The following is a 20,806-nucleotide window of genomic DNA, read 5'->3' as shown; positions in this document are numbered from 1 at the left end:
GCACCTTAATTATTCTAAGTAATTGTTTATGCATTATTTTATGAGCTGGCAATGCTGGAAAACAGTGAAAAAATGCACAAGAAATTGTTGATTTCAGCACTAAATATCGTATCGCTTACGAAATGTCGTACAAGGTGTCAGGGCCAGTCGATGATCCAGGGGCGTTAGACGCTTTTGCAGGTTTAAAGTTGGTATGAGTTTTTAGGTTAATGGCGGCCGCTACTGGGGTAGCTCCAGCGCTGGCTCGAAGATTTGTAATCGGCGGGCAAATGCGGGTTTAATCAAATCTACCTCTGTCTTGAATGATGCTGCTCAGGTGTTTGATCTGCAATTAAGTTTTGACGAAATATCGTCAACCATTCAAAAATATGTGATACATTTCGCTTTAAACGTATCGGGAGAATATTCCCAATTAACTGGGTAGTATGAGTGTGCTACCGATGAAATGCTTGAGAGTCCGCATGCGGCAACGATACTATCCGGCCATATTCAAAACGCTAAACGCTGCTATCGTTTCCTATGTCTGCGCACTCGCAGCCCTAGTGCCTGCCTCTGTAGTTGCCGGGGGCCATATGGGACATATGCCCAGCCATGGCACCACCGGGCTGCCGGGTGATTTGTTATTGTTTCCGGCTGTGACCGGCATCGAACGTTTCGATCAAGAACCGCAGAAAAAACTCAGTACAGGTGACGTTATCCCCGAGATTAACGTGTTTTACACCACCGACTATCAGCGCTTCCGCTTTCTCGGCGAATGGCTGGTCAGCACCAAAACCCATAATCTGGAACGCTTTCAATTAGGCATGCATGTTGGCGACGAAGCCACGCTGTGGTTGGGGCGCTTTCATAACCCGATCGGCTATTGGAACATGCAGTTCCACCACGGCGCGTTTCTGCAAACCACGATCAGCAGGCCCGGTATTATGGCTTTCGAAACGGCGGGAGGCGTGATTCCCAATCATTTGACCGGGTTTTTATGGGAAGGCGTCCACGATCTGGGTGAGGGCGGCTTGTATTACACGGTTGGCGCTGGTGCGGGCCCGCAAATTAATAAAGGTTTGGAAGCGTTCAATCTGGTGGAGCCGGGAGGTTCCCGCCGGCCTGGTGTGTCGTTTCGGTTGGGCTACCAACCTATCAGCTATGGGGTCGACGAATTCGGCATTTCCGGGGCCTACAATCAAATTCATTCCGACGAACTGGCCGTTAAAAACGTTAATCAGTTCGTCGCCAGTGCCTATGCCGCTAAGCAAATCCAATCGCTAAGACTACTAAGCGAAATTGTCTATGTGAACAATACCTTGGAAAGCCCGTTGGGCGGCAAAACTTACGACGATTTTCTCAGCGCTTACGGGCAAGTGGAATGGGACCTCAATCCGGCCTGGACAGTGGTCGGGCGCGTAGAAGGCACTTTTGGCGGCAGGGACGATCCCTACCTGGCGATGTTTCCTAAATATGTCGAGGACAGGTTTCTCGGTGGCATACGCTACAAACTCAACCACACGAATGCCCTAAAGCTAGAAGCCTCCCGCGATCATTTGCGCGACGATCATTTCGGGCAAGTGATGTTTCAATGGAGCGCGGTGTTCCCATGAAGCTGCTGCGCGGTCTCTGCATCGTTGCTTTGCTGTTGCTGTTTGGAGCGCAGAGCCTATGGGCTATCACTCGCCATTCTCTGGTATTGGCCACCAGCGCCAATTCGTCGATGCCGGCTTTAACCGTGCAAGAAGCCAGAAAATTGTTCTTGGGCGTGCCGCTGGAGAAGGGCGGCGAACACCCCGTGCCCTTATTGAATATCAGCGATCCGTTAATTTTCGAAGTATTTTTGCAAAAAGTGGCCTTCATGTCGGCTAATGCCTATGAAAGCCAAACCATATCGGTGGTTTTCCGCCTCGGCGGTAAGCGTCCGGAGAGTTTTAACGATCTGAAGAGCTTGGTCGATACGCTGCAACAAAATCCGGGTACGGTGACCTATTTGTGGGAAGATCAAGTCCGGGCCAATCAAGGCCTGAAAGCGGTTAACGTGTTATGGCAGGGAGCCCTGGAATGAGTCGGTTTTTTCATAGTTTTAACGGCCGAATGATTCTGGCGGTTGTCGGCATTCATTTACTGCTGGTGCCGGTGTTGTTGTTCGGCATTTATCGGGTAATCAAACCCAGTTTGGAAGCGCAGTTTGTCAATTACGTCCGCTCCGATGCCTTGCTGTTCAGTAATCTGGTGACGCCGCGCCTGCAACACAGTAAGGCCGGCGAATTGCAAGGCTTGTTAGGGGAGTTTCTGTTGAATGGCCGTTTGGCGTTTGCGGAAATCGCCACCGAGCGCGGCAATATTCGCGCCGACATCGAACTGAACGCCCAGCAGCAATTTCAGGAAGATTTTTTCTTCGGCGAGCACGACGACGATATTTATTTTTTGGCCGTACCGATTTTGAATCCCGAAGACGGCTCTTTGGCGATGCTAAGGCTGGGTTACGACGAGCGGCAGATTCAACGCGACATTGCCACGATCTATCAGCGTAGCGCCTATTTTGTCGCGGTTTACATGGGTTTGACGCTGCTGGTGGTGGGATTGTTCGGGCGCAAACTGGTTATGCCGCTGGAACGTTTACGCGACGAAGCCGAACAAATCGCCGCCGGCAATCACACCGGGCAATTTAATTCCGGCACCAAAATTACCGAAGTAGCGGCGTTGGCCGAGCATCTGGAAAAAATGCGCCAAGCCTTGCTGTCCGCCCGCGACGCTGCGTTGCAGGCCGCCGGCGCGAAGAGTGAGTTTCTGGCGAATATGAGCCATGAAATCCGCACGCCGATGAACGGCATCATCGGCATGATAGGCTTGGCCCTGCGTACAGATCTTACGCCGCAGCAACGCGAATTTCTGGGGATGGCGAATAGCTCGGCGGATGCTTTGCTGCGCATCGTCAATGACATTCTGGATTTCTCCAAAATCGAAGCTCGCAAACTCGAGCTCGACCACGCACCGTTCAAAGTCCGCGAAAGCCTCGGCGACACCTTAAAACTGCTGGCCGGCCATGCCCATGAAAAAGATCTGGAGTTGATGCTGCGCATCGACCCGGAAACCCCGGACGATTTACTGGGCGACGTCGGCCGTTTGAATCAGGTTATTATTAATCTGGTCGGCAATGCCATCAAATTTACCCAGCATGGCGAAATCGTGGTGCAAGTCAAACCGGAATCGGTCGATGAAAACAAGGTTTGTTTGCAGATTGCGGTCAGCGACACCGGTATCGGTATTTCCCCTGATAAACAACAGCTTATTTTCGAAGCCTTCGCGCAGATAGACGCATCCTCCACGCGCAAATTCGGCGGCACCGGCCTGGGTTTGTCGATTTCTTCGCGCTTGGTCGAGTTGATGGGCGGGCATTTGTCATTGGAAAGCGAAGAACATAAAGGCAGCACTTTTTTCTTTACCGCCGTGTTTGACCGGCACACTAAAAGCGAGGCCGACGCGCCATTTCAGCCACTGATAGACGTGAAAAATCTACCGGTGTTGATCGTGGACGACAATGCCATCAATTTACGGGTGTTCTCGGAAATCTTGAACCATTGGGGCATGCGGCCCACCACGGTGGATAGCGGCGAGGCGGCCATTACCGCATTGAAGAGTATGGCGGAAACCGGCGAAGCCTACGCTTTGATTTTACTCGATGCGATGATGCCGATCATGGACGGCTTTATGGTGGCGCAAGCCATCAGAGAGGATCAACGCTTCGAGCCGGTAACCATCATGATGTTGTCGTCTGCCGACCGGCCGGACGATTGCGAACGCTGCCACGATTTGGGCATCAATTTGTACGTGCGTAAACCGGTCAAACATTCGGAATTGTGGAATGCCATTCAATCGGCGTTGGGTAAATCCGCCAAAGCCGCAGAAGCCGCGCTGACAGTATTGGCCGAGCCGCCGCGTAAGTTAAGAATTTTGTTGGCGGAAGATAATCCGGTTAACCAATACATGGCGGTGGTGTTGCTGGAAGAGCGCGGCCACACCGTGAAGGTGGCCAACAACGGCCAGGAGGTGCTGGATATATTGGCTACCGATATTTTGTTCGATCTGATCTTAATGGACGTGCAGATGCCGGTAATGGATGGTTTTCAGGCTACCGAAGCGATTCGGGCCAGCGAGCGCGAGACCGGTAAACATATGCGGATTATCGCGATGACCGCACACGCCCTGAAAGGTGATAGGGAACGCTGTTTAGCCGTTGGTATGGACGATTACATCGCTAAACCCGTGCAGGAGCAGGATTTGTTGGCAATGGTGGAGTGTTGGAATATGGCGGGGACAGAACAAGCGGATAACCATAGCATGGCCTCGGCGTTATTGGCCGAGCCGGCGCTGGATTGGCAACAAGCCTTAAGCCGGGTGCGGGGCAGACAGCAGATGTTGTGCAAAATGATGACTTTATTTCAGGAACAGTCAGCACCGCTGCTGAATGACATGGCCGATGCGATACAGCGTCAGGATGCCGAATTGTTACGGCTATCCGCACATACCCTGAAAAGCTCGGCTAACAGCATCGGCGCCTTCCCGTTCGGCAAGATAGCCCAACAGCTGGAGACGATGGGCCACGAGGCGGCCTTTACTGATGCGGCCGCCAGTTACGAGTTACTGCAACAAGCCAGCATTCGGCTGGAGCCGGCTATTCAGGAATATTTGCACGAGTTTCAGGAATGATGCTGCCGCCGGTGGTTGGGATAGGTTAAGAAGGAGATAGGCATGACTCATAAGCGCCAGCGCGATAAACCGTTAATCTTGATGCTGGACGACAATCCGGTTAACTTGGAAGAGTTGGCAGGCTTGGTCGATGAAGCCGGCTTTGACGTATTGCGTGCGGAAACGGGCGAAATTGCCTTGGTCCAAGCCGTGGCCCAATTGCCAGACCTGATTCTGCTGGACGTGCTGATGCCGGGCATGGACGGTTTTACCGTCTGCCAGACCTTGAAAACCATTCCGACGACGCGCGATATTCCGGTGTTATTCATGACGGCCTTGGCGGATACCGCCGATAAATTAAAGGGTTTTCAAGTCGGGGCGGTGGATTACATCACCAAGCCGTTTCAATACGAAGAAGTGCTTGCCCGCGTGCAAACCCATCTAACGCTGCAAAAGCTGAAGCTGGAGTTGCAAGAAAAAGAGCAGCGTCTGTCGCGGATTTTCGAGAACGCGATGGATGCGATTCTCACGCTGGATGACATCGGGCGGATTACCTTATTCAACGCGGCGGCCGAACAGATGTTTCGCTGTAAAGCCGCCGACAGCATTGGCCGGGCGGTGGATAGATTTTTGTCGCCCGAGCTTTACAAAACGCTAACCAATTTTCGCAACGGCGTGCCGGCCGAGCAGGCCATTTGGGTGTCGGAAGGCATGAGTGCGGTACGCGCGGATGAGAGCACTTTTCCCATTGAAGCCACCATCTCTCGCGTGGAAGCCATTGGGCAGAAACTGTATATCCTGATTTTGCGTGACATCAACGAACGCAAAGCCCGGCAACAGGCCGAAGCGGAATGCAATACCTTGCGCGGCATCAATCTTTATCTACAAGAAGAAGTCTTGGCCAGCCGCGATGGCGAGGAATTGATCGGCAATTCTCCGGCATTGCATCAAGCGATGGATCTGGTCAGGCAGGTAGCCAACACCGACGCAACGGTGTTAATCACCGGTGAAACCGGTACCGGCAAGGAATTGATAGCCCGGGCGATTCACAATCTCAGCGCTCGCAAAGACAAAACCTTGGTGAAATTGAATTGCGCGACGATCCCGGAAAATCTCGCCGAAAGCGAGTTGTTCGGTCACGAAAAGGGCTCGTTTACCGGGGCGATTGCCCGCAAATTGGGACGTTTCGAGCTCGCTAATGGCGGTACCTTGTTTCTGGATGAAATCGGCGAATTACCGCTGGAGATGCAGGCCAAGTTATTGCGGGTATTGCAGGAAGGCGAATTCGAACGGGTGGGCGGCACGCAAACCCTGACCTGCGATGTGCGGGTCATCGCCGCCACCCATCGGGATTTGGCGCAGTTTTCGCAACAAGGTAAATTCCGGGCCGACTTGTATTACCGGCTAAATGTTTTCCCCATTAATTTGCCGCCGCTGCGCGAACGCAAGGAAGACGTGCCGTTTTTGGTGAAGCATTTCATCGATAAGTACGCGGCAAAATTCGGCAAAAAAATCCAGTCTATTCCGGAACGGATGATGGCCGATCTGCAAAGTTATTTCTGGCCCGGTAATATTCGCGAGCTGCAACATATCATCGAACGTGCGGTGATTTTAACTAAAGGCAGTCAACTGGCCGCCGTGGATTGCGTGAATGTGATGGGAGGTGGTGGCGCGCCCAACGCTGCACCGATTGTCACGCTGGACGAAGCCGAGCGCGCGCATATTCTGAAAGCGCTGGAAGCCACGTCCTGGCGGATTGCCGGCAACCAGGGCGCGGCGAAGATTTTGGGGGTGCCATCCACGACTTTGCGGTCGCGGATGGAAAAGCTGGGGATTAGTAAACCGGCCTGACGGGGGCTAGTTTTCAAACACATCTACGCCTTTCGGTGCTTTGAAATTAAACAAGGCGTCGTCCAGCTTGGGATTGAGCTGGATGTTGGAAAAATAAATACGGGTTAATTGGCCGAAGTTGTCGCTCAGTTCCATACCGCCCAATTGGTTGCCGTTCAGGCCGATCAAAATGTACTTGAACCCGCTTTCTTCATTCTTGGGTGATAGCTTCACCCAGTTCATGCCGTCGTCTTCTTTGCCTTGTTCCTGCAGGATGAATTTTTCCTCTATATCCACTTCGCCGGTCAATAACAATGCCGGCGTGGAACCTAGCGAATCGTCCAACTGTTTGACGGTTACTTGCTCCAGATCCGCATCGTAAAACCAGACTTTGCCGGTATTGGACACAATCTCTTGCACAAAGGGTTTTTGGTAATTCCAACGAAATTTGCCGGGTCGGCTCAGATAAAATTTACCGGTGCTGTTTTGCGCGGGGCGGCCGCTTTTATCGAAACTGGTTTGCTTGAAATCCGCCGTCAAGGAACTGCTGCTGGCTAAAAAGCTTTTCAATCGGGCAATCGGTGTTTCGTCTGCCCAGGCTGACGAGGTGGTGGCGATCAGGAAAATCAGGGCAAAAATGTGTTTAAGCAACATAGTTAAAATGGGTTCAGGTTATTAAGCCAGCTTTCGCCGGATTCCGGGCTTGCTCCGCAGTCGGCAAATTGGCTGGGTCCGGAGCCATCCACAAACGGCATGAGTTTGGCGCCGGGGCAGCCTTCATTGCTGAGCAAACCGCTGGCAGCGTCTATCCAGGTCATCTGTACATTATCCGGAGGTACCAGGCTGACCGGCTTCTTCGACACTTGCCGCATCAACTCGGACCAGATTTGCAAGGCGCCGGTTCCGCCGGTCAAACCGGTTGGTTTGTTATCGTCGCGGCCTACCCACACCACCGATAGAAAATCGCCGCTAAAACCGGCAAACCAGCTGTCGCGTAATTGGTTGGTAGTACCGGTCTTGCCGACTAAAGCCATGTTCTGCGGCAGATAGTTATACGCAGAATGGCCGGTGCCGGCATACATCACTTCCTGCAAAATGGTGTTGGTGATAAAGGTAGCGGCAGGATCAACGGCTTGACGCACGGTAAAAGGATAACTTTGCAGGGCCTTGCCGTCAGCGGCATTGACCGCACGGATCGAGCGCAGTGGTGTGGCAAAACCGTCGCCGGCCAAGGTTTGGTAAAGCTGCGTGACTTCCAGCGGCGTCAGCGGTTGCGCGCCCAGCAGGAAGGACGGAAATAAATCCACCGGCCGGCTGACACCCATGCTTTTTAAAGTGTTGGCGACTTTGGCCAAACCAATGTCCATGCCAATCCGCACCGTCGCCATATTGTAGGAGTGGGCCAGGGCGCTATGCAGCGGCACGACGCCGTGTTCCTGATTGTCGTAGTTGTCCGGCGACCAGGTTTTGCCTCTTTCGGCTGGAATTTCCAGGCGGGTATCGCTGATCGGCGTGGCGATGGTGTAGCGGTCCGGGTATTCCAGTGCGGTCAAATACACTACCGGTTTAATCAGCGAACCTATCGGCCGCACCGCGTCCAAAGCGCGATTGAAGCCGGTGTCCTCGGCGTCGCGGCCGCCGGCGAGGGCGACAATTTCACCACTGTCACGGCGGGTAACGATGGCGGCGGTTTCCAAATCGTTACTTTTCGAACTTTTCTCCAGATGTTTCAGCTTGCTGGCGATGGATTTTTCCAGTGTGTCCTGGATACGGGTATCTAAGGTTGTGACGATGCGCAAGCCTTCCGAGGTCAAATCGTCTTCTTTATATTCCTGTTTCAGTTGGCGTTTGACCAGATCGATAAAACCCGGATAGCGGTTGGCGGAGCGATGAATCACTGTCGCCACGCCTATTGGTTGTTTTTTGGCTTCGTTCAGTTGTTGCGCGTCGATAAAACCTTCCGTATGCATCGCATCCAGCACGATGTTGCGGCGCTCTAAAGTGTGTTCCGGATTGCGGCGCGGGTCATATTCCGATGGTCCGCGGACCAAAGCCACCAAGGTGGCGACTTGATGCAGGTTCAGGGTTTTTAACGATTGCCCAAAATAAAATTCGCTGGCCAAACCAAAGCCATGCACTGCGCTGGCACCGTCTTGGCCCAGGAAAATTTCGTTGAGATAGGCTTCCAGAATTTCGTCCTTGCTGTAGCGATATTCCAGAATAAACGACATCAAGGCTTCTTTAAGCTTGCGGCGCAACGTGCGTTTGGGATTCAGGAAAAAGTTTTTCACCAACTGCTGGGTGATGGTGCTGCCGCCTTGCACCATGCCGCCGGCTTTCACGTTGGACCACATGGCACGGACAATGCCTTTGGGCGAGATGCCGAAATGGTTGTAAAAGTCCTTGTCTTCGGTGGACAGCAGGCCTTGCACCAGGGTTGGCGGCGCTTCGTCCAGTTTGATCAGAATTCGGTCTTCCTTGCGGGTGGGATAAAAGCTGCCAATTTGCACCGGGTCCATGCGGACGATGGCCAAACTCTCGCCGGTGCCGGCGTCAGTAATACCGGCGATGCCGCCGCTCGTGAAACTCACGCTGATATTGCGGCTTTCCTGAGGCGTATTGCCGAAATTAAAGGCGCGGGTGCGGATGTTGATCTGGCCGCCCTTAATGGAATAAGAACCTTCGCCGACCAGTTGATTATCCTGCCGGTAATGCAGTTCCAGCAATAAGTCTTCCAGATTTTTGCTGGAGATTTCGTAGCCGGCGTAAAGCTCGACGGGGCTGGCATAGACGCGGGCCGGAATCGACCAGCGCTTGCCCTCGAATTGCTGGCGTACCGTGTAATCTAGGTAGCTAACATACACCGCCAATACGAAAGCCCCGATCAGCAGCAGTGAAACCAACGCGCGTTTCAGCCACGATGCCTGGGGTTGCGATTTTCTGCGTCTAACGGTCGATTTGCTGCTTCTGGGTCGTCTAGGCATTAAGTCGGTATCTGATCTCGCCGGCGGCAGTTAGCGGCGGCTGTGTGAATGGGGCGAAGATGGCACCTGCTGGTTCGGCGCAGTTCATTTAGCTTACTATTATCTAATAAAATGCCCACTTCCGCACAGATTGCTGGCGTTATTGAGGAGAATAGGCGAGTGTTGATACTGAAACTGTTTCCAAAATGCTTGGCCCAGCTACCGTCGACACTGATGCGTTTTGGTTTGCTGCTGGTGCTTGCGCTGGCAATCATGCCGAGTGTCGGAGCGGTTGAAAACCGGATCGATATCGAAGCTTTTGTACGTAACGGTTGTCCGCATTGCCAACAAGCCGAACAATTTTTGGCGGTGCTGCAAGGCGAGCACCCCGGTTTACGGATAGTTATTCGCAATATCTCAGCAGAGCCAACCGCCTTGGAGCGATTGCAGCAGATTACCGAATCCCGGCAAGCCGGGCCAATCAGATTGCCGACATTTTTAGTGCGCGGCGAGTACATCGTCGGTTATTCCGAAGAAGCCGATAGTAGCGGTTTGATCAGGAATGCCTTGCGTGTCGGTGCGCCGCCGAGTGAAGTGTCCGGCGCAGAAGCCGGTAGCTGTGAGGTGCAAGTCAGCGAGTCGTGCGATGTGCCGTTGAAAAGCCAACCAGTCGCACCCGAACCGGAAGTGTTTGCCGTGAATTGGTTCGGCAGGCGCATCGGTCTTGACGAGGTCGGTTTGCCGGCCTTTACGCTGGCCATGGGCTTGCTGGATGGCTTCAATCCCTGTTCGATGTGGGTGTTGATTTTGATGATTTCGATGCTGGCGCCTATGAATAATCGGCCCCGAATGTTGGTGGTGGCCGGCACGTTTGTGGTTGTTGAAGGGATTGCTTACTTCGTGTTTATGGCTGCCTGGTTGAATCTGTTTTTACTGATAGGCTTATCGCGCGCGTCGGAATTGGCTATTGCCGGCATTGCCGTGTTGGCCGGCGCGATCAATCTGAAAGATTTTTGGGCGTTTGGCAGGGGTATTTCCCTGTCGATTCCCGCCGCCGCCAAACCCGGTATCTACAATCGGATTCGGCGCATCCTGCAAGCCGAGAATTTGGCGGGGGCGATGTTGGGGGCCGTGGTACTGGCTTTGCTGGTCCAGATCGTCGAATTGTTGTGTACCTCCGGATTCCCGGCCCTTTACACACGCATACTCACCTTGCGGGAATTAAGCGGCTGGGACTATTACGGTTATTTAATGTTGTACAATCTGGCTTATATGCTGGATGACGTCGTTGTGCTGGGTGTGGGAGTCGTGACCCTGAGTCAGCGTCGTTTGCAGGAAAAAGAAGGTCGTTGGCTGAAATTGCTTAGCGGCTTGGCGATGGTAAGTTTAGGGTTGTATTTAATATTGCGCGGTTTAGGCGAGTAGACGGCCGGTTGGCGTGGGGCGCTGATTAACAGCGCTTTTCTTTATCACTACACGTGCGATAGAAGCGAAACGAGATAGGAGAATTCGTGATTGATAACAAGCGCAGGCACCCGCGCCTAAAGCACCGTGCCAAAATCAGGATGACGGTGCCGGCATCGGCTGAAGCGGTCGTGGTGGATATGCGGGACTTTTCCGAGACTGGATTGTTTTTACTGTGTGCCAACGAATTAATCCCGCCGATTGGCGCGCTAGTGGAAGTGCAAACCACCGAATTCGACGATGCGCCGATACAAACTGCGATTGTGGTGCGGGTAGAGCCGGACGTGGGGTTTGGTCTGGAGTTTGCGCCGCGTTGATCAGGCGGTCAGGTCGAGGAGCTCGCCGTTACGGCTGGGTTGCTTTTGCGAATTCAACAATTCTCCGCGAGCTTTATTAGCCATCGCCGCTGCCTTGGCGGCGATGCTTTGATCCGGGCCTGAGGGACTGGCCGGCGCTAATGCCGCGCGGCGGATAGTCTCGGCTTTGCGCAGAGTCGCTTCCGGGTCGCCGGCAACCTCTGAGACATCAATATTCACTTCACCGCCGGTGGCGTAACGTTGGCCATCCGGCCCCGTCACAAAAGTAAAACGCGCACCACTGACAGCGATACCGCCGGCGGCACTTAAATGAGCTTGCTCGTGGGCCCGAACTTCCTGGTCGCGGGCTTTAAGCTCGGCAATTTGGCTTAGCTGTTCCGGACTGTATTGGTCGGATTGGGCGTTTGCGCTTTTCGCAGCTTGGGCGATAGGTTCGACAGGCGCCTGTTCGCCGGTCGCGGCCAGATTGCGGCCGGTCAGCCGATATAGCGAAGTTTGATGGGAAGAGGCGGTGACCAGCATGTTGGGCCTCGAACGAATTGTGTTAACTGGCTCTAAGAATACACCTTGACTTCATGCGAGTTCAAGTAACCAAAGCATTTTTAGCCTGAGTTTTCGCGGTAGGGCGATTATCGCAGTCTGGCTGATTAAATCCCTTTTACTCGCGATTCCCGCAACTACCAATCCCCTTTGTTAATGGCACTCCGCTCCGGCTTGCGCTGGGAAAGACGATGCTAAATTGTCAGAGGTTCCGGCTAAATGTGCAAACAGTCCAATTTCTGCAAAGCCCATTTTGTATGCTCGCGCACCATCTCCGATTCATCACTCAATCTGCCGGCCAATACCGTTTTAGCGGCATCAGTGGCTTTGCCATTGCCCAGCGCCACGGCGATATTGCGTAACCAACGCTGATGGCCGATGCGGCGAATCGCCGAGCCTTCGGTTTTTTGCAGAAACTCCGTTTCGGTCCAATTGAACAATTCAAGCAAAGTCGCCTGGTCCAAGCGATGGCGGGGTTTAAAATCGCTTTCCGCGCTAAGTTTGGCGAAACGGTTCCACGGGCACACCAATTGGCAATCATCGCAACCGTAAATTCGATTGCCCAGCAAGGGCCGCAATGCCACTGGAATGCTGCCATGCAATTCGATAGTTAAATACGACACGCAACGGCGCGCATCAACCTGATAGGGGCCGACGATGGCTTGGGTCGGGCAAATGTCCAGACAAGCTCGGCATTGTCCGCAGTGATTGCTGACGGGCTGATCGCGGGGTAAGGCTAGATCGGTATAAATTTCCCCGAGAAAAAACCAGGAACCGGCCCGGCGATTGATCAGGTTGCTGTGTTTGCCTATCCAGCCCAAGCCGGCTTTCTCTGCGATGGCTTTTTCCAAAACCGGTGCGCTATCGACAAACGCCCGATAACCGAACGGACCGATGGCCTCGGCGATTTTGTCCGCCAGTTTTTGCAAACGATTGCGCAACAGTTTGTGGTAATCGCGTCCCAAGGCATACCGCGATACGAAGGCAGCGGCCGGGTCGTCTAATAATTGCTTGCTGGTTGCCGCAGGTTCCGGCAAATAATCCATCCGTGCCGAGATAATGCTGCGTGTGCCTTGCTGCAATAACGCCGGCCGGCTGCGTTTTAAACCGTGTGCGGCCATGTATTGCATCTCGCCGTTAAAGCCCTTGTCCAACCAGTCGTGCAGATGCTGTTCGGCAGCACTTAAATCCGTGCCGCTGATGCCTATCTGCTGAAAGCCCAACTCCTCGCCCCAGTGCTTGATGCGTTGGACAAGTGCGCTAAGATCTTCGGCTTGGGTTAAAGGCGTGTGCAATTTACGGAACCTTGGGAAATAGTAGGGGAGATCGTCGTGGCCTGGTAAGGAATGGCTCGCGGATAGCTTGATAAGCTAACCCTATCAACCATGAAGATCAACCGTTACGCTGTTCAAGTCATTGGTAAGAAATCCCTGCCAGTCACGAAGGATTGCCTAGAAAAGCTAAGCGGGGCGTTTTATGATCGACAGGAAAAGCGCGACATCCTTATCAAGCAAAACTTGGACGACCGATTATGACAATTCCCCTGTATCCGGCTCATACCATCACTAGGTCGATAATGGTGAAGCATAAACTATTGCTGTGCCTGGCTATGTGGTTGCCGCATCACCCAGTGCTTGCTGATAACAAACTGCCTATCGGCGAGTTTAGGCAGAATTGTCTGGACGGTTGGGAACATAAACGCTTCAAAGGCGAAACCCAATATCGATTACACGCAATCGACGGCGTGACGGCACTGAAAGCTGATAGCCACGCCGCCGGTTCCGGCCTGTTCAAAGAGCAACGCATCGATCTAACCCAAACCCCGTTCCTGAACTGGTCGTGGCGCGTCGGTAATCGTTTATCCGGCTTGAACGAGCAAAGCAAGGCTGGCGATGATTATGCGGCGCGGGTTTACGTGGTGGTCAAAGGCGGACTGGCGTTTTGGCAAACCAGAGCCATCAATTATGTCTGGGCAAGTAACACGAAAAAGGATAGCGTCTGGCCGAATGCTTTTGCCGGCGATCATGCGATGATGATGGCTTTACGCGATCAGGAAGCACCGTTGAATGTCTGGGAACACGAAAAACGAAATGTCCGGGCCGACTTCAAGCAACTATTCGGTGAAGACATCACCGCTATCGATGCCGTCGCCATCATGACCGATACCGACAACAGCGGCGGCCAAGTCTCCGCCGCTTATGGCGACATCTGGTTTTCCAAGGATTAAGCATGCACGATACGAAACCTTTGCTGGTCAACAGCGATTTTCCGGCCATTTTTCGCAAGCCGTTGGAGATTTTGCAAATCAATCTGGGCTATCGGTGCAACTTGAGCTGTGTGCATTGCCATGTCAACGCCGGCCCCAATCGCATCGAGATGATGAGTCGGGAGACTATCGATGACATATTGGCGCTGGCCGACGCCGCCAACATTCACACGCTGGATCTAACCGGCGGCGCGCCGGAAATGCATCCTGATTTTCGTTATCTGGTGCGAGCCGCGCGGGATTGTGGCATTGAGGTGATCGACCGTTGCAATCTGACCATTCTGGAAGCACCTGAATACGCTGATCTCGCGGAATTTCTGGCCGCGCAGCAGGTGAGCATCGTTGCCTCCCTGCCGTGTTATCTGGAAGAAAATGTCGACAAACAACGCGGCAAGGGCGTGTTCAAGGATAGCCTGGCGGCCCTGCAGCGTTTGAATAGTTTGGGTTATGGTCAGCCGGACAGCCGGTTGGAATTGAATCTGGTGTTCAACCCGCAAGAGGCAGTATTGCCGCCCGACCAACACAATCTGGAACGGGCTTATAAACAGCATTTGCAGCAACACTACGGCATCGTCTTCAACCGCCTGTTTGCCATCGCCAATATGCCGATTCAGCGTTTCGGCAGCACCTTGGTCAGTCACGGCTGTTTCGAATCCTATCTGGCATTACTGAAAGACAGTTTTCGCGCCGACAACCTTGAAAACCTGATGTGCCTGAATACCCTCAGCATCGACTGGCAAGGCTATGTCTATGATTGCGATTTCAACCAGATGCTGGATTTGCCCTTGGGCGCCGCAGCCAAACCCCAAACCCATATCAGCGAGTTGCACCGGCACCCGCTGCAAGGCGCCCCCATCGCCACCGCCGCCCATTGTTACGGTTGCACCGCCGGCCAAGGTAGCAGTTGCGGTGGCGCCTTGGTCTGAGGTGAACCTGAATGTTTAAGCGGCTTGGTGTCAGACAGCTTTCATTGGTGCGCCAATCTGTCCTGTCCTTTTTGCCACTCATTCGTTCCTTTCTTGTTGCCCAAAATAGATTCCTACGCTAACGTATCCACTATTTGAATAAAAGATTAGGTGATGACGGATTTAAAAGCAGTTGATTTCTTTTGCGGCGCGGGAGGCATGAGCTACGGTTTGCAAACGGCTGGAATTAAAATTCTAGCCGGGATCGATAACGACCGTTCGTGCAAAGAAACATATGAAAGAAATATCACTGACGCGAAGTTTATCAATAGCGATATAACCGAGCTGAAAGAAGATGATCTCTGCAGCTTATTAAATATAAATAAAAATGACGACAACCTGATTTTAGCCGGCTGTAGTCCTTGTCAATATTGGAGCAAAGTTAGAACCGATAAAACCAAAAGCCTAAAGAGTGCATTTTTATTAAAAAATTTTGAGCGCTTCATTGCTCACTTTAGGCCGGGTTTTGTCGTAGTTGAAAACGTTCCAGGCTTGGTAACCAATAAAAAGCAAAGTATTCTTCCTGATTTTATTGAGTTTTTACAACAAGAAGGATATGCCTATGACGATGGCGTTATTAATGCAATCGAATATGGTGTCCCGCAGAATAGAAAGCGATACTTGCTTATCGCTTCGCGTTTAACCGAAAATATTAGCCTTCCTAGTCCTGAACATAATCCTAATCTAGTCGTAAAAAACTATATAGGTATTGCTAATGGTTTCAATAAAATTTTAGCGGGACATCGGGACGACTCCGGTTTTTTGCATTCAGCAGCAATACTCTCAAAAGAAAATTTAAAACGAATACAGTTAACGCCGAAATCCGGCGGTGATCGTTCAAGTTGGAAAGATGATAAATCGCTGCAAATTCCGGCATATATAGGAAAAGACAACATTTTCAGAGATGTATATGGTCGAATGTATTGGGATCGGCCAGCTCCGACTATCACCACGCGATTTAATAGTTTCTCAAACGGCAGATTTGGCCATCCCGACGAAGACAGGGCGATTTCCATACGTGAAGGCGCGACATTGCAAACTTTTCCCAAGCATTTTGTTTTCAAAGGTAGCAACATGGCTAGCTTGGCAAGGCAAATTGGTAATGCCGTGCCGCCGGAAATAGCCAGACGCATAGGCGCTCATATTATCAAGATTGCGCAAAATGGCTAAATTCAAAACCAGAGCTAGGGCTGTCGACATGCTAGGTCGCCAGCAGATCGCTAACGTATCTACGGCTATCAGCGAGTTATTCAAAAATGCCCACGATGCATACGCCGACCATGCCGAAGTTGATTACTTTCGCACGGACAACTTATTAGTCATTCGCGATGACGGCATCGGTATGACGAAGGATGACTTTGAAAATCGGTGGCTGGTTTTAGGCACGGAAAGTAAATATACGGTGCAAAATATCACCGCTAGCAATTACCGCCCGCCGGAGAAACCGGTACGTGCAGTGATGGGGGAAAAAGGCATAGGCCGTCTAGCGATCGGTTTATTAGGCGACCAAGTTTTGGTGTTAACCAGAGCTCGACGAGAGGATGGACTGCATGATTTGGTCATGTGTTTTATCCATTGGGGGCTTTTTGAAGTCCCGGCTATCAATCTGGATGAAATTGAAATACCAATTCGTGTTATTTCTGGCAATAAATTACCAACCGATATTGAAGTCGGCAACCTTGTTAGTGAGTTCAAAAATAATGTCGAATTATTGGAAAGCAAAAATACTGATTACGACTTTAGTAAAATATTCAAGGATTTGGACGACTTTCAGGTTGACCCGGATAACCTACAAAGCTTTCTTGGTGGCATTTCGCTAGCAGAGTTATCAGGCACACATTTTTTTGTTGCTCCAGCGAATAGTACAATCCTAGCCGAGATTGAGCTTGATAAACGGAATAATAAAAGAGATTTTTCAAAATATCTTCTTGGTTTTTGTAATTCGACTTTTCTCGAAACATCAGAACCCCCAATAAAAACTGCGTTTCGTTATTGGCAAACAGATTTTGACAATGATGACTTGCTAACTCATGGCGAATTTTTTACACAAGAGGAGCTAGATTATTCCGATCATAGAATTTTTGGGTCAATTGACGAATATGGTCAGTTTTTAGGCTCTGTGAGAATTTATGAGAATCAAGTGGATGACTACATAATTCCTTGGCAAGAAAGCGGAGGGAAACTAACAGATTGTGGCTCATTTGATCTGGAATTTGGCTTTGTTCATGGAGTTCAAAGAGAAAGCAGGCTTGAGCCATCCGAGTGGAAAAGATTAAGTGACAAACTAAATTTAATCGGTGGGATTTATGTATATCGGGATCGCATTCGTATTTTGCCGTATGGCAATCCTGATGTGGATTGGCTCGAAATAGAGTTACGAAGAACAAAGAGTGCTTATTATTATGTTTTTTCACATCGCCTAATTTTTGGTGCAGTAAAGCTTTCTCGTGAATACAATGGAAATTTAAAGGAAAAAGCCGGCAGAGAAGGGTTTCAACAAGATAAAGCGTATCGACAGTTAAAAAGTATTCTAATCAATATTTTTAACCAATTAGCAGCAGATTTTTTCCGAGATGACGGTGAACATGCAGAATATTATGTCGTTCGAAAAAAGGAATTGGAAAAGCTCGAACTTGCCCGAAGGAAGCGCGAAAAACAGGTCTTAACAAAGCGTAAGAATTTGAGCGGATCCCTGGATGGATTCTTTCAACGCTCTCAGCAAGGATTACCAAAACTGGAAATCGAAAATATTAGAAACCGTATTAAACACCGCATGGATAGCGCCGCAAAAATATCCGATCCGGATGAGGCAGCGATTGCTTTACTGGATGCGGAAAAAGAAGCAAACAAAAGATTGTCGGAACTACAGGAAGGCTATCGAATTGCCAAACCTCGGGGAGTCGGGCTATCTCGCCAATTACAGCGCGATTGGGAGGCCTACACAACCGAGTCTCAACGCCTAGAGAATGAAATATTTAAGCCGTTTGCGGAAGAAATCAGCCGGCAGCTTGGCGATATAGCAACTCAAGCCAGAATCTATATTGACCAACGCAAGCGCCTTCAATCTCTGATCAATGAATTAGCTGAGAATGAAAAGAAATCGGTCCGTAGCGAAGCGAGAAGTTTGACTAATACCGCCGAAGAGACCCGCAAGGCAGCCACCAAAGTTGCCAGGGACGCGATTCACGAATTGCAAAACACAATATCTAAGGTCGAAGCGGATTTTGCCAGCAAGGACTTTAACGAATTATCGCCCGAGCAAACCGAACAAGTGCGCAAGGACTTTGAAACGCGCATCGAAAGCGTCAGCAAGAAAAATACTGAGTCCCTCAGCCGAATCAGGGATGTGCTGACGTCCGTTGCCGAGAACATGAAGGTCGATCCTGATATTACTCAGATCGACATGATGGAAGCGATGGATGAAGAGTTGGAGACATTAAGGGAGCAAGTCGATACCGATGCCGACTTAGTTCAACTGGGATTGGCAGTCGCCGTAATCAACCACGAATTTGAAGCGACTATCAAAGGTGTACGCCGCTCCTTACGAGAATTGCGCCCTTGGGCGGATTTAAACAGTAATCTAGCGCCGCTCTATCAGGAAATTCGGAATAATTTCGATCATTTGGATGGCCACCTGAATTTATTCACTCCGCTGCAACGCCGTTTATATCGTAAACCGATTGAAATAAAGGGCAGCGATATTCTTCATTATGTAAAGACTTTGTTTGATGTTCGTTTGAAGCGGCACGGTGTTCAATTAGCTGCGACGGAAAACTTTACCGATATGGCTACGCATGGATTCCCTTCAACGCTATATCCGGTATTCGTTAATATCATCGACAACGCTATTTTTTGGCTAAAAGACCTACAGGGCGAAAAACAAATTAAGCTAGATAGTGACGGTAAATCGTTTTTTATTAGCAATACCGGCCCGGGAATTCACGCCAGGGACTATGAATCCGTATTCGAGCAAGGCTTCTCTCGAAAACCGGGTGGCAGAGGTTTGGGATTATTTATTTCTCGTAAGGCGCTGCGTAAGGAAGGCATGGATATTAATATCGTTCCTTCTGATTCGCCTGTTGGTGTTACCTTTCAAATAACATGGAGTAATGAGTAAGATGCAGCAAATAAAAACAGTCAAAGAATTTTCTACCTATGCCGCTGCACAATTTCTCAGAACTGCGGTTTTTATTGACGACAAGATTTATAACCCAAAAACAAAGGCTGTTGAACCGGAGAAGCCTCAAATAACAAGCCGAAAAAGCGCTACAAAAAGTGCAAACTACGGAAGCAATGCGCAGCTATTAGTAACACCTGAAGAATCTAATGACACTCAAGATTTCCCGTCGCAACTATTAGTAAACAGTTTTGCCAAGAAACAGATTGTTTGTTCTTTATATCAACCCGGAAAAGGGGAATCTTTTTCTAATGAATCACCTGTGTATGAACTCAGTTTAGCATCTGATATTGTAATAGTTGATTGGGATCTGGGTGGTACTCCTGGAGAAAAAGCATTAAAGCTAATTTATTCTCTTGTTCATCAAAGCATTGAAACGAAACCGGAGCAATTAAGGTTAATTTTGGTTTATACCAGTGAAAATAACCTCGAGGATATTGCAAGCAAGGTTTTTGATAAATTGACATCCGCAAGTCAGGAAAATATTGAACCCCAAACGGAGGACGAGGGCCTGTCCATGCATTCTTCAAATTCGAGAGTGGTGGTTCTTGGTAAGCCGGAATGCCATCGCATTGAAAAATATAAGACTCACGAAGTACATCAAAATGACCTTGCGCAAAGATCAATAGAAGAGTTTGGGCGACTTGCATCCGGGCTTCTACAAGGCGCTGTTTTATTAGGGCTTGCAAAAGTTAGAGAAAATAATCGTAAAATTTTACGGAAGTTTGACGAATCTATAGATGCGGCGTTTTTATTGCACAGAGCAATGTCTTTGCCCCATGAGGAAGCATTTGAACATATACATCCTCTTCTTGTCGGCGAGCTTCAATCAATTCTTCAAGACTGTTTACCGGGTCAAATAATTACGGACGCTTTAGTTTCGGACTGGTCCTTTAATAAATGGAGGCCAAATAATACAGGACTTGACCTACTCCCCCCGGAGACAAATGCCAACGAATTTATCAAAAAATTTCTTTTGTTTGGGCCTGATTTAGGGTTGCATATGAGTCAAGTACCATTTTCAATCGCAAAACAGAAAGGCGATAAGTGGGTATGGAATTTCGATAAAAAGAAGATAGACAAACTTGCAAGTATTATGTTTCAAGAGGACGAGAGGCTTTCAAATCATAAATTGGCGATGCTAATGAGCAATAGGACCGCATATGGAAATAAAAAATATTTAACATTCGGCACGATTATTCGAGAAAAAGACATCGATACCAATCAATATTTACTTTGTATACTTCCAGTGTGCGACACTGTTAGACTTGAAAAAATGCGCCGATTTATCTTCTGTACTCTAGAGATTAAAAATCCAGATAATGGAATTAATAATGAAAACTTCATTGTTGAAGACAATAATGAGATTAAGGGACTATTTTGTTCGTCGAAACCATATGACTGTATTACTCTTGAGTTTGAGCCACATTTAGAAGAAAAAAGAATCTTGGCTGAAAATGACGAATTTACCTGTAATAGTAATGGTAAGAATTATAAATGGATCACTCAGCTTAAACCAGATCACGCCCAACGAGCTGCAGAAGACTTTTCTAGCAAACTGTCGCGAGTAGGCTTAACCGAATCGGAATGGCTTCGATTAATGTCGAAATAAG

15 protein-coding genes are annotated in these 20,806 nt (G+C 50.0%); 11 read left to right on the top strand and 4 right to left on the bottom strand.

Going from position 1 to position 20,806, the window contains the following annotated elements; translation table 11 throughout:
• Positions 1–572 precede the first annotated feature (572 nt).
• From ACMXD4_RS16935 to ACMXD4_RS16920, 4 genes are read left to right on the top strand one after another with little or no spacing between them, the layout of a single operon-like run.
• Positions 573–1,592, top strand: coding sequence for a hypothetical protein (locus tag ACMXD4_RS16935; protein WP_101051673.1), 1,020 nt, complete (start codon positions 573–575; stop codon positions 1,590–1,592).
• The gene (locus tag ACMXD4_RS16930) at positions 1,589–2,047 is read left to right on the top strand and encodes a hypothetical protein (RefSeq protein WP_415878855.1); all 459 of its coding nucleotides are present in this window, start codon (positions 1,589–1,591) and stop codon (positions 2,045–2,047) included. The genes ACMXD4_RS16935 and ACMXD4_RS16930 overlap by 4 nt, the downstream gene beginning before the upstream one ends.
• The gene (locus tag ACMXD4_RS16925) at positions 2,044–4,692 is read left to right on the top strand and encodes a response regulator (protein WP_415878854.1); all 2,649 of its coding nucleotides are present in this window, start codon (positions 2,044–2,046) and stop codon (positions 4,690–4,692) included. The genes ACMXD4_RS16930 and ACMXD4_RS16925 overlap by 4 nt, the downstream gene beginning before the upstream one ends.
• A 42-nt stretch (positions 4,693–4,734) precedes the next feature.
• On the top strand, positions 4,735–6,522 hold the full coding sequence (locus tag ACMXD4_RS16920; RefSeq protein WP_415878853.1) for a sigma 54-interacting transcriptional regulator: 1,788 nt from the start codon (positions 4,735–4,737) through the stop codon (positions 6,520–6,522).
• Positions 6,523–6,528: 6 nt separating this feature from the next.
• Here the strand turns inward: ACMXD4_RS16920 and lolA are convergent, their stop codons facing one another.
• Together lolA and mrcB are read right to left on the bottom strand one after the other, a co-directional pair.
• A complete protein-coding gene (gene lolA, locus ACMXD4_RS16915; protein WP_051670432.1) occupies positions 6,529–7,155 on the bottom strand; it encodes an outer membrane lipoprotein chaperone LolA in 627 nt (208 codons plus the stop codon).
• 2 nt (positions 7,156–7,157) lie between these two features.
• On the bottom strand, positions 7,158–9,485 hold the full coding sequence (gene mrcB / locus ACMXD4_RS16910) for a penicillin-binding protein 1B (protein WP_415878852.1): 2,328 nt from the start codon (positions 9,483–9,485) through the stop codon (positions 7,158–7,160).
• Between the two features lie 159 nt (positions 9,486–9,644).
• Here mrcB and ACMXD4_RS16905 point away from each other — a divergent pair, with 159 nt between their 5' ends.
• The gene (locus ACMXD4_RS16905) at positions 9,645–10,889 is read left to right on the top strand and encodes a glutaredoxin family protein (protein ID WP_415878851.1); all 1,245 of its coding nucleotides are present in this window, start codon (positions 9,645–9,647) and stop codon (positions 10,887–10,889) included.
• Positions 10,890–10,975: 86 nt separating this feature from the next.
• Entirely contained in the window at positions 10,976–11,245 is a 270-nt protein-coding gene (locus ACMXD4_RS16900) for a PilZ domain-containing protein (protein ID WP_020482610.1), read from the top strand.
• On the opposite strand, the gene ACMXD4_RS16895 is transcribed toward ACMXD4_RS16900, so the two are convergent.
• Together ACMXD4_RS16895 and queG are read right to left on the bottom strand one after the other, a co-directional pair.
• Entirely contained in the window at positions 11,246–11,767 is a 522-nt protein-coding gene (locus ACMXD4_RS16895; protein ID WP_415878850.1) for a putative metalloprotease CJM1_0395 family protein, read from the bottom strand.
• A gap of 233 nt (positions 11,768–12,000) precedes the next feature.
• Complete coding sequence (queG, locus tag ACMXD4_RS16890) at positions 12,001–13,080, bottom strand: tRNA epoxyqueuosine(34) reductase QueG (RefSeq protein WP_415878849.1); 1,080 nt, start codon at positions 13,078–13,080, stop codon at positions 12,001–12,003.
• A 281-nt stretch (positions 13,081–13,361) separates the two neighbouring features.
• Between queG and ACMXD4_RS16885 the strand changes: the two genes are divergently transcribed.
• The 5 genes from ACMXD4_RS16885 to ACMXD4_RS16865 all read left to right on the top strand — a co-directional run bounded on the left by ACMXD4_RS16885 (position 13,362) and on the right by ACMXD4_RS16865 (position 20,805).
• Complete coding sequence (locus ACMXD4_RS16885; RefSeq protein ID WP_415878848.1) at positions 13,362–14,012, top strand: DUF3047 domain-containing protein; 651 nt, start codon at positions 13,362–13,364, stop codon at positions 14,010–14,012.
• A gap of 2 nt (positions 14,013–14,014) precedes the next feature.
• Positions 14,015–14,977, top strand: a complete 963-nt coding sequence (gene arsS, locus ACMXD4_RS16880; RefSeq protein ID WP_415878847.1) for an arsenosugar biosynthesis radical SAM (seleno)protein ArsS — start codon at positions 14,015–14,017, stop codon at positions 14,975–14,977.
• A 153-nt stretch (positions 14,978–15,130) separates the two neighbouring features.
• Complete coding sequence (locus ACMXD4_RS16875) at positions 15,131–16,186, top strand: DNA cytosine methyltransferase (protein ID WP_415878846.1); 1,056 nt, start codon at positions 15,131–15,133, stop codon at positions 16,184–16,186.
• On the top strand, positions 16,179–19,133 hold the full coding sequence (locus ACMXD4_RS16870) for an ATP-binding protein (protein ID WP_415878845.1): 2,955 nt from the start codon (positions 16,179–16,181) through the stop codon (positions 19,131–19,133). The genes ACMXD4_RS16875 and ACMXD4_RS16870 overlap by 8 nt, the downstream gene beginning before the upstream one ends.
• The gene (locus ACMXD4_RS16865) at positions 19,126–20,805 is read left to right on the top strand and encodes a response regulator receiver domain (RefSeq protein ID WP_415878844.1); all 1,680 of its coding nucleotides are present in this window, start codon (positions 19,126–19,128) and stop codon (positions 20,803–20,805) included. The genes ACMXD4_RS16870 and ACMXD4_RS16865 overlap by 8 nt, the downstream gene beginning before the upstream one ends.
• Position 20,806 lies beyond the last annotated feature (1 nt).

This window comes from Methylomonas sp. TEB (assembly GCF_047777895.1).
Lineage (GTDB): Bacteria > Pseudomonadota > Gammaproteobacteria > Methylococcales > Methylomonadaceae > Methylomonas.
This window is presented reverse-complemented; position numbering and strand designations above follow the sequence as displayed.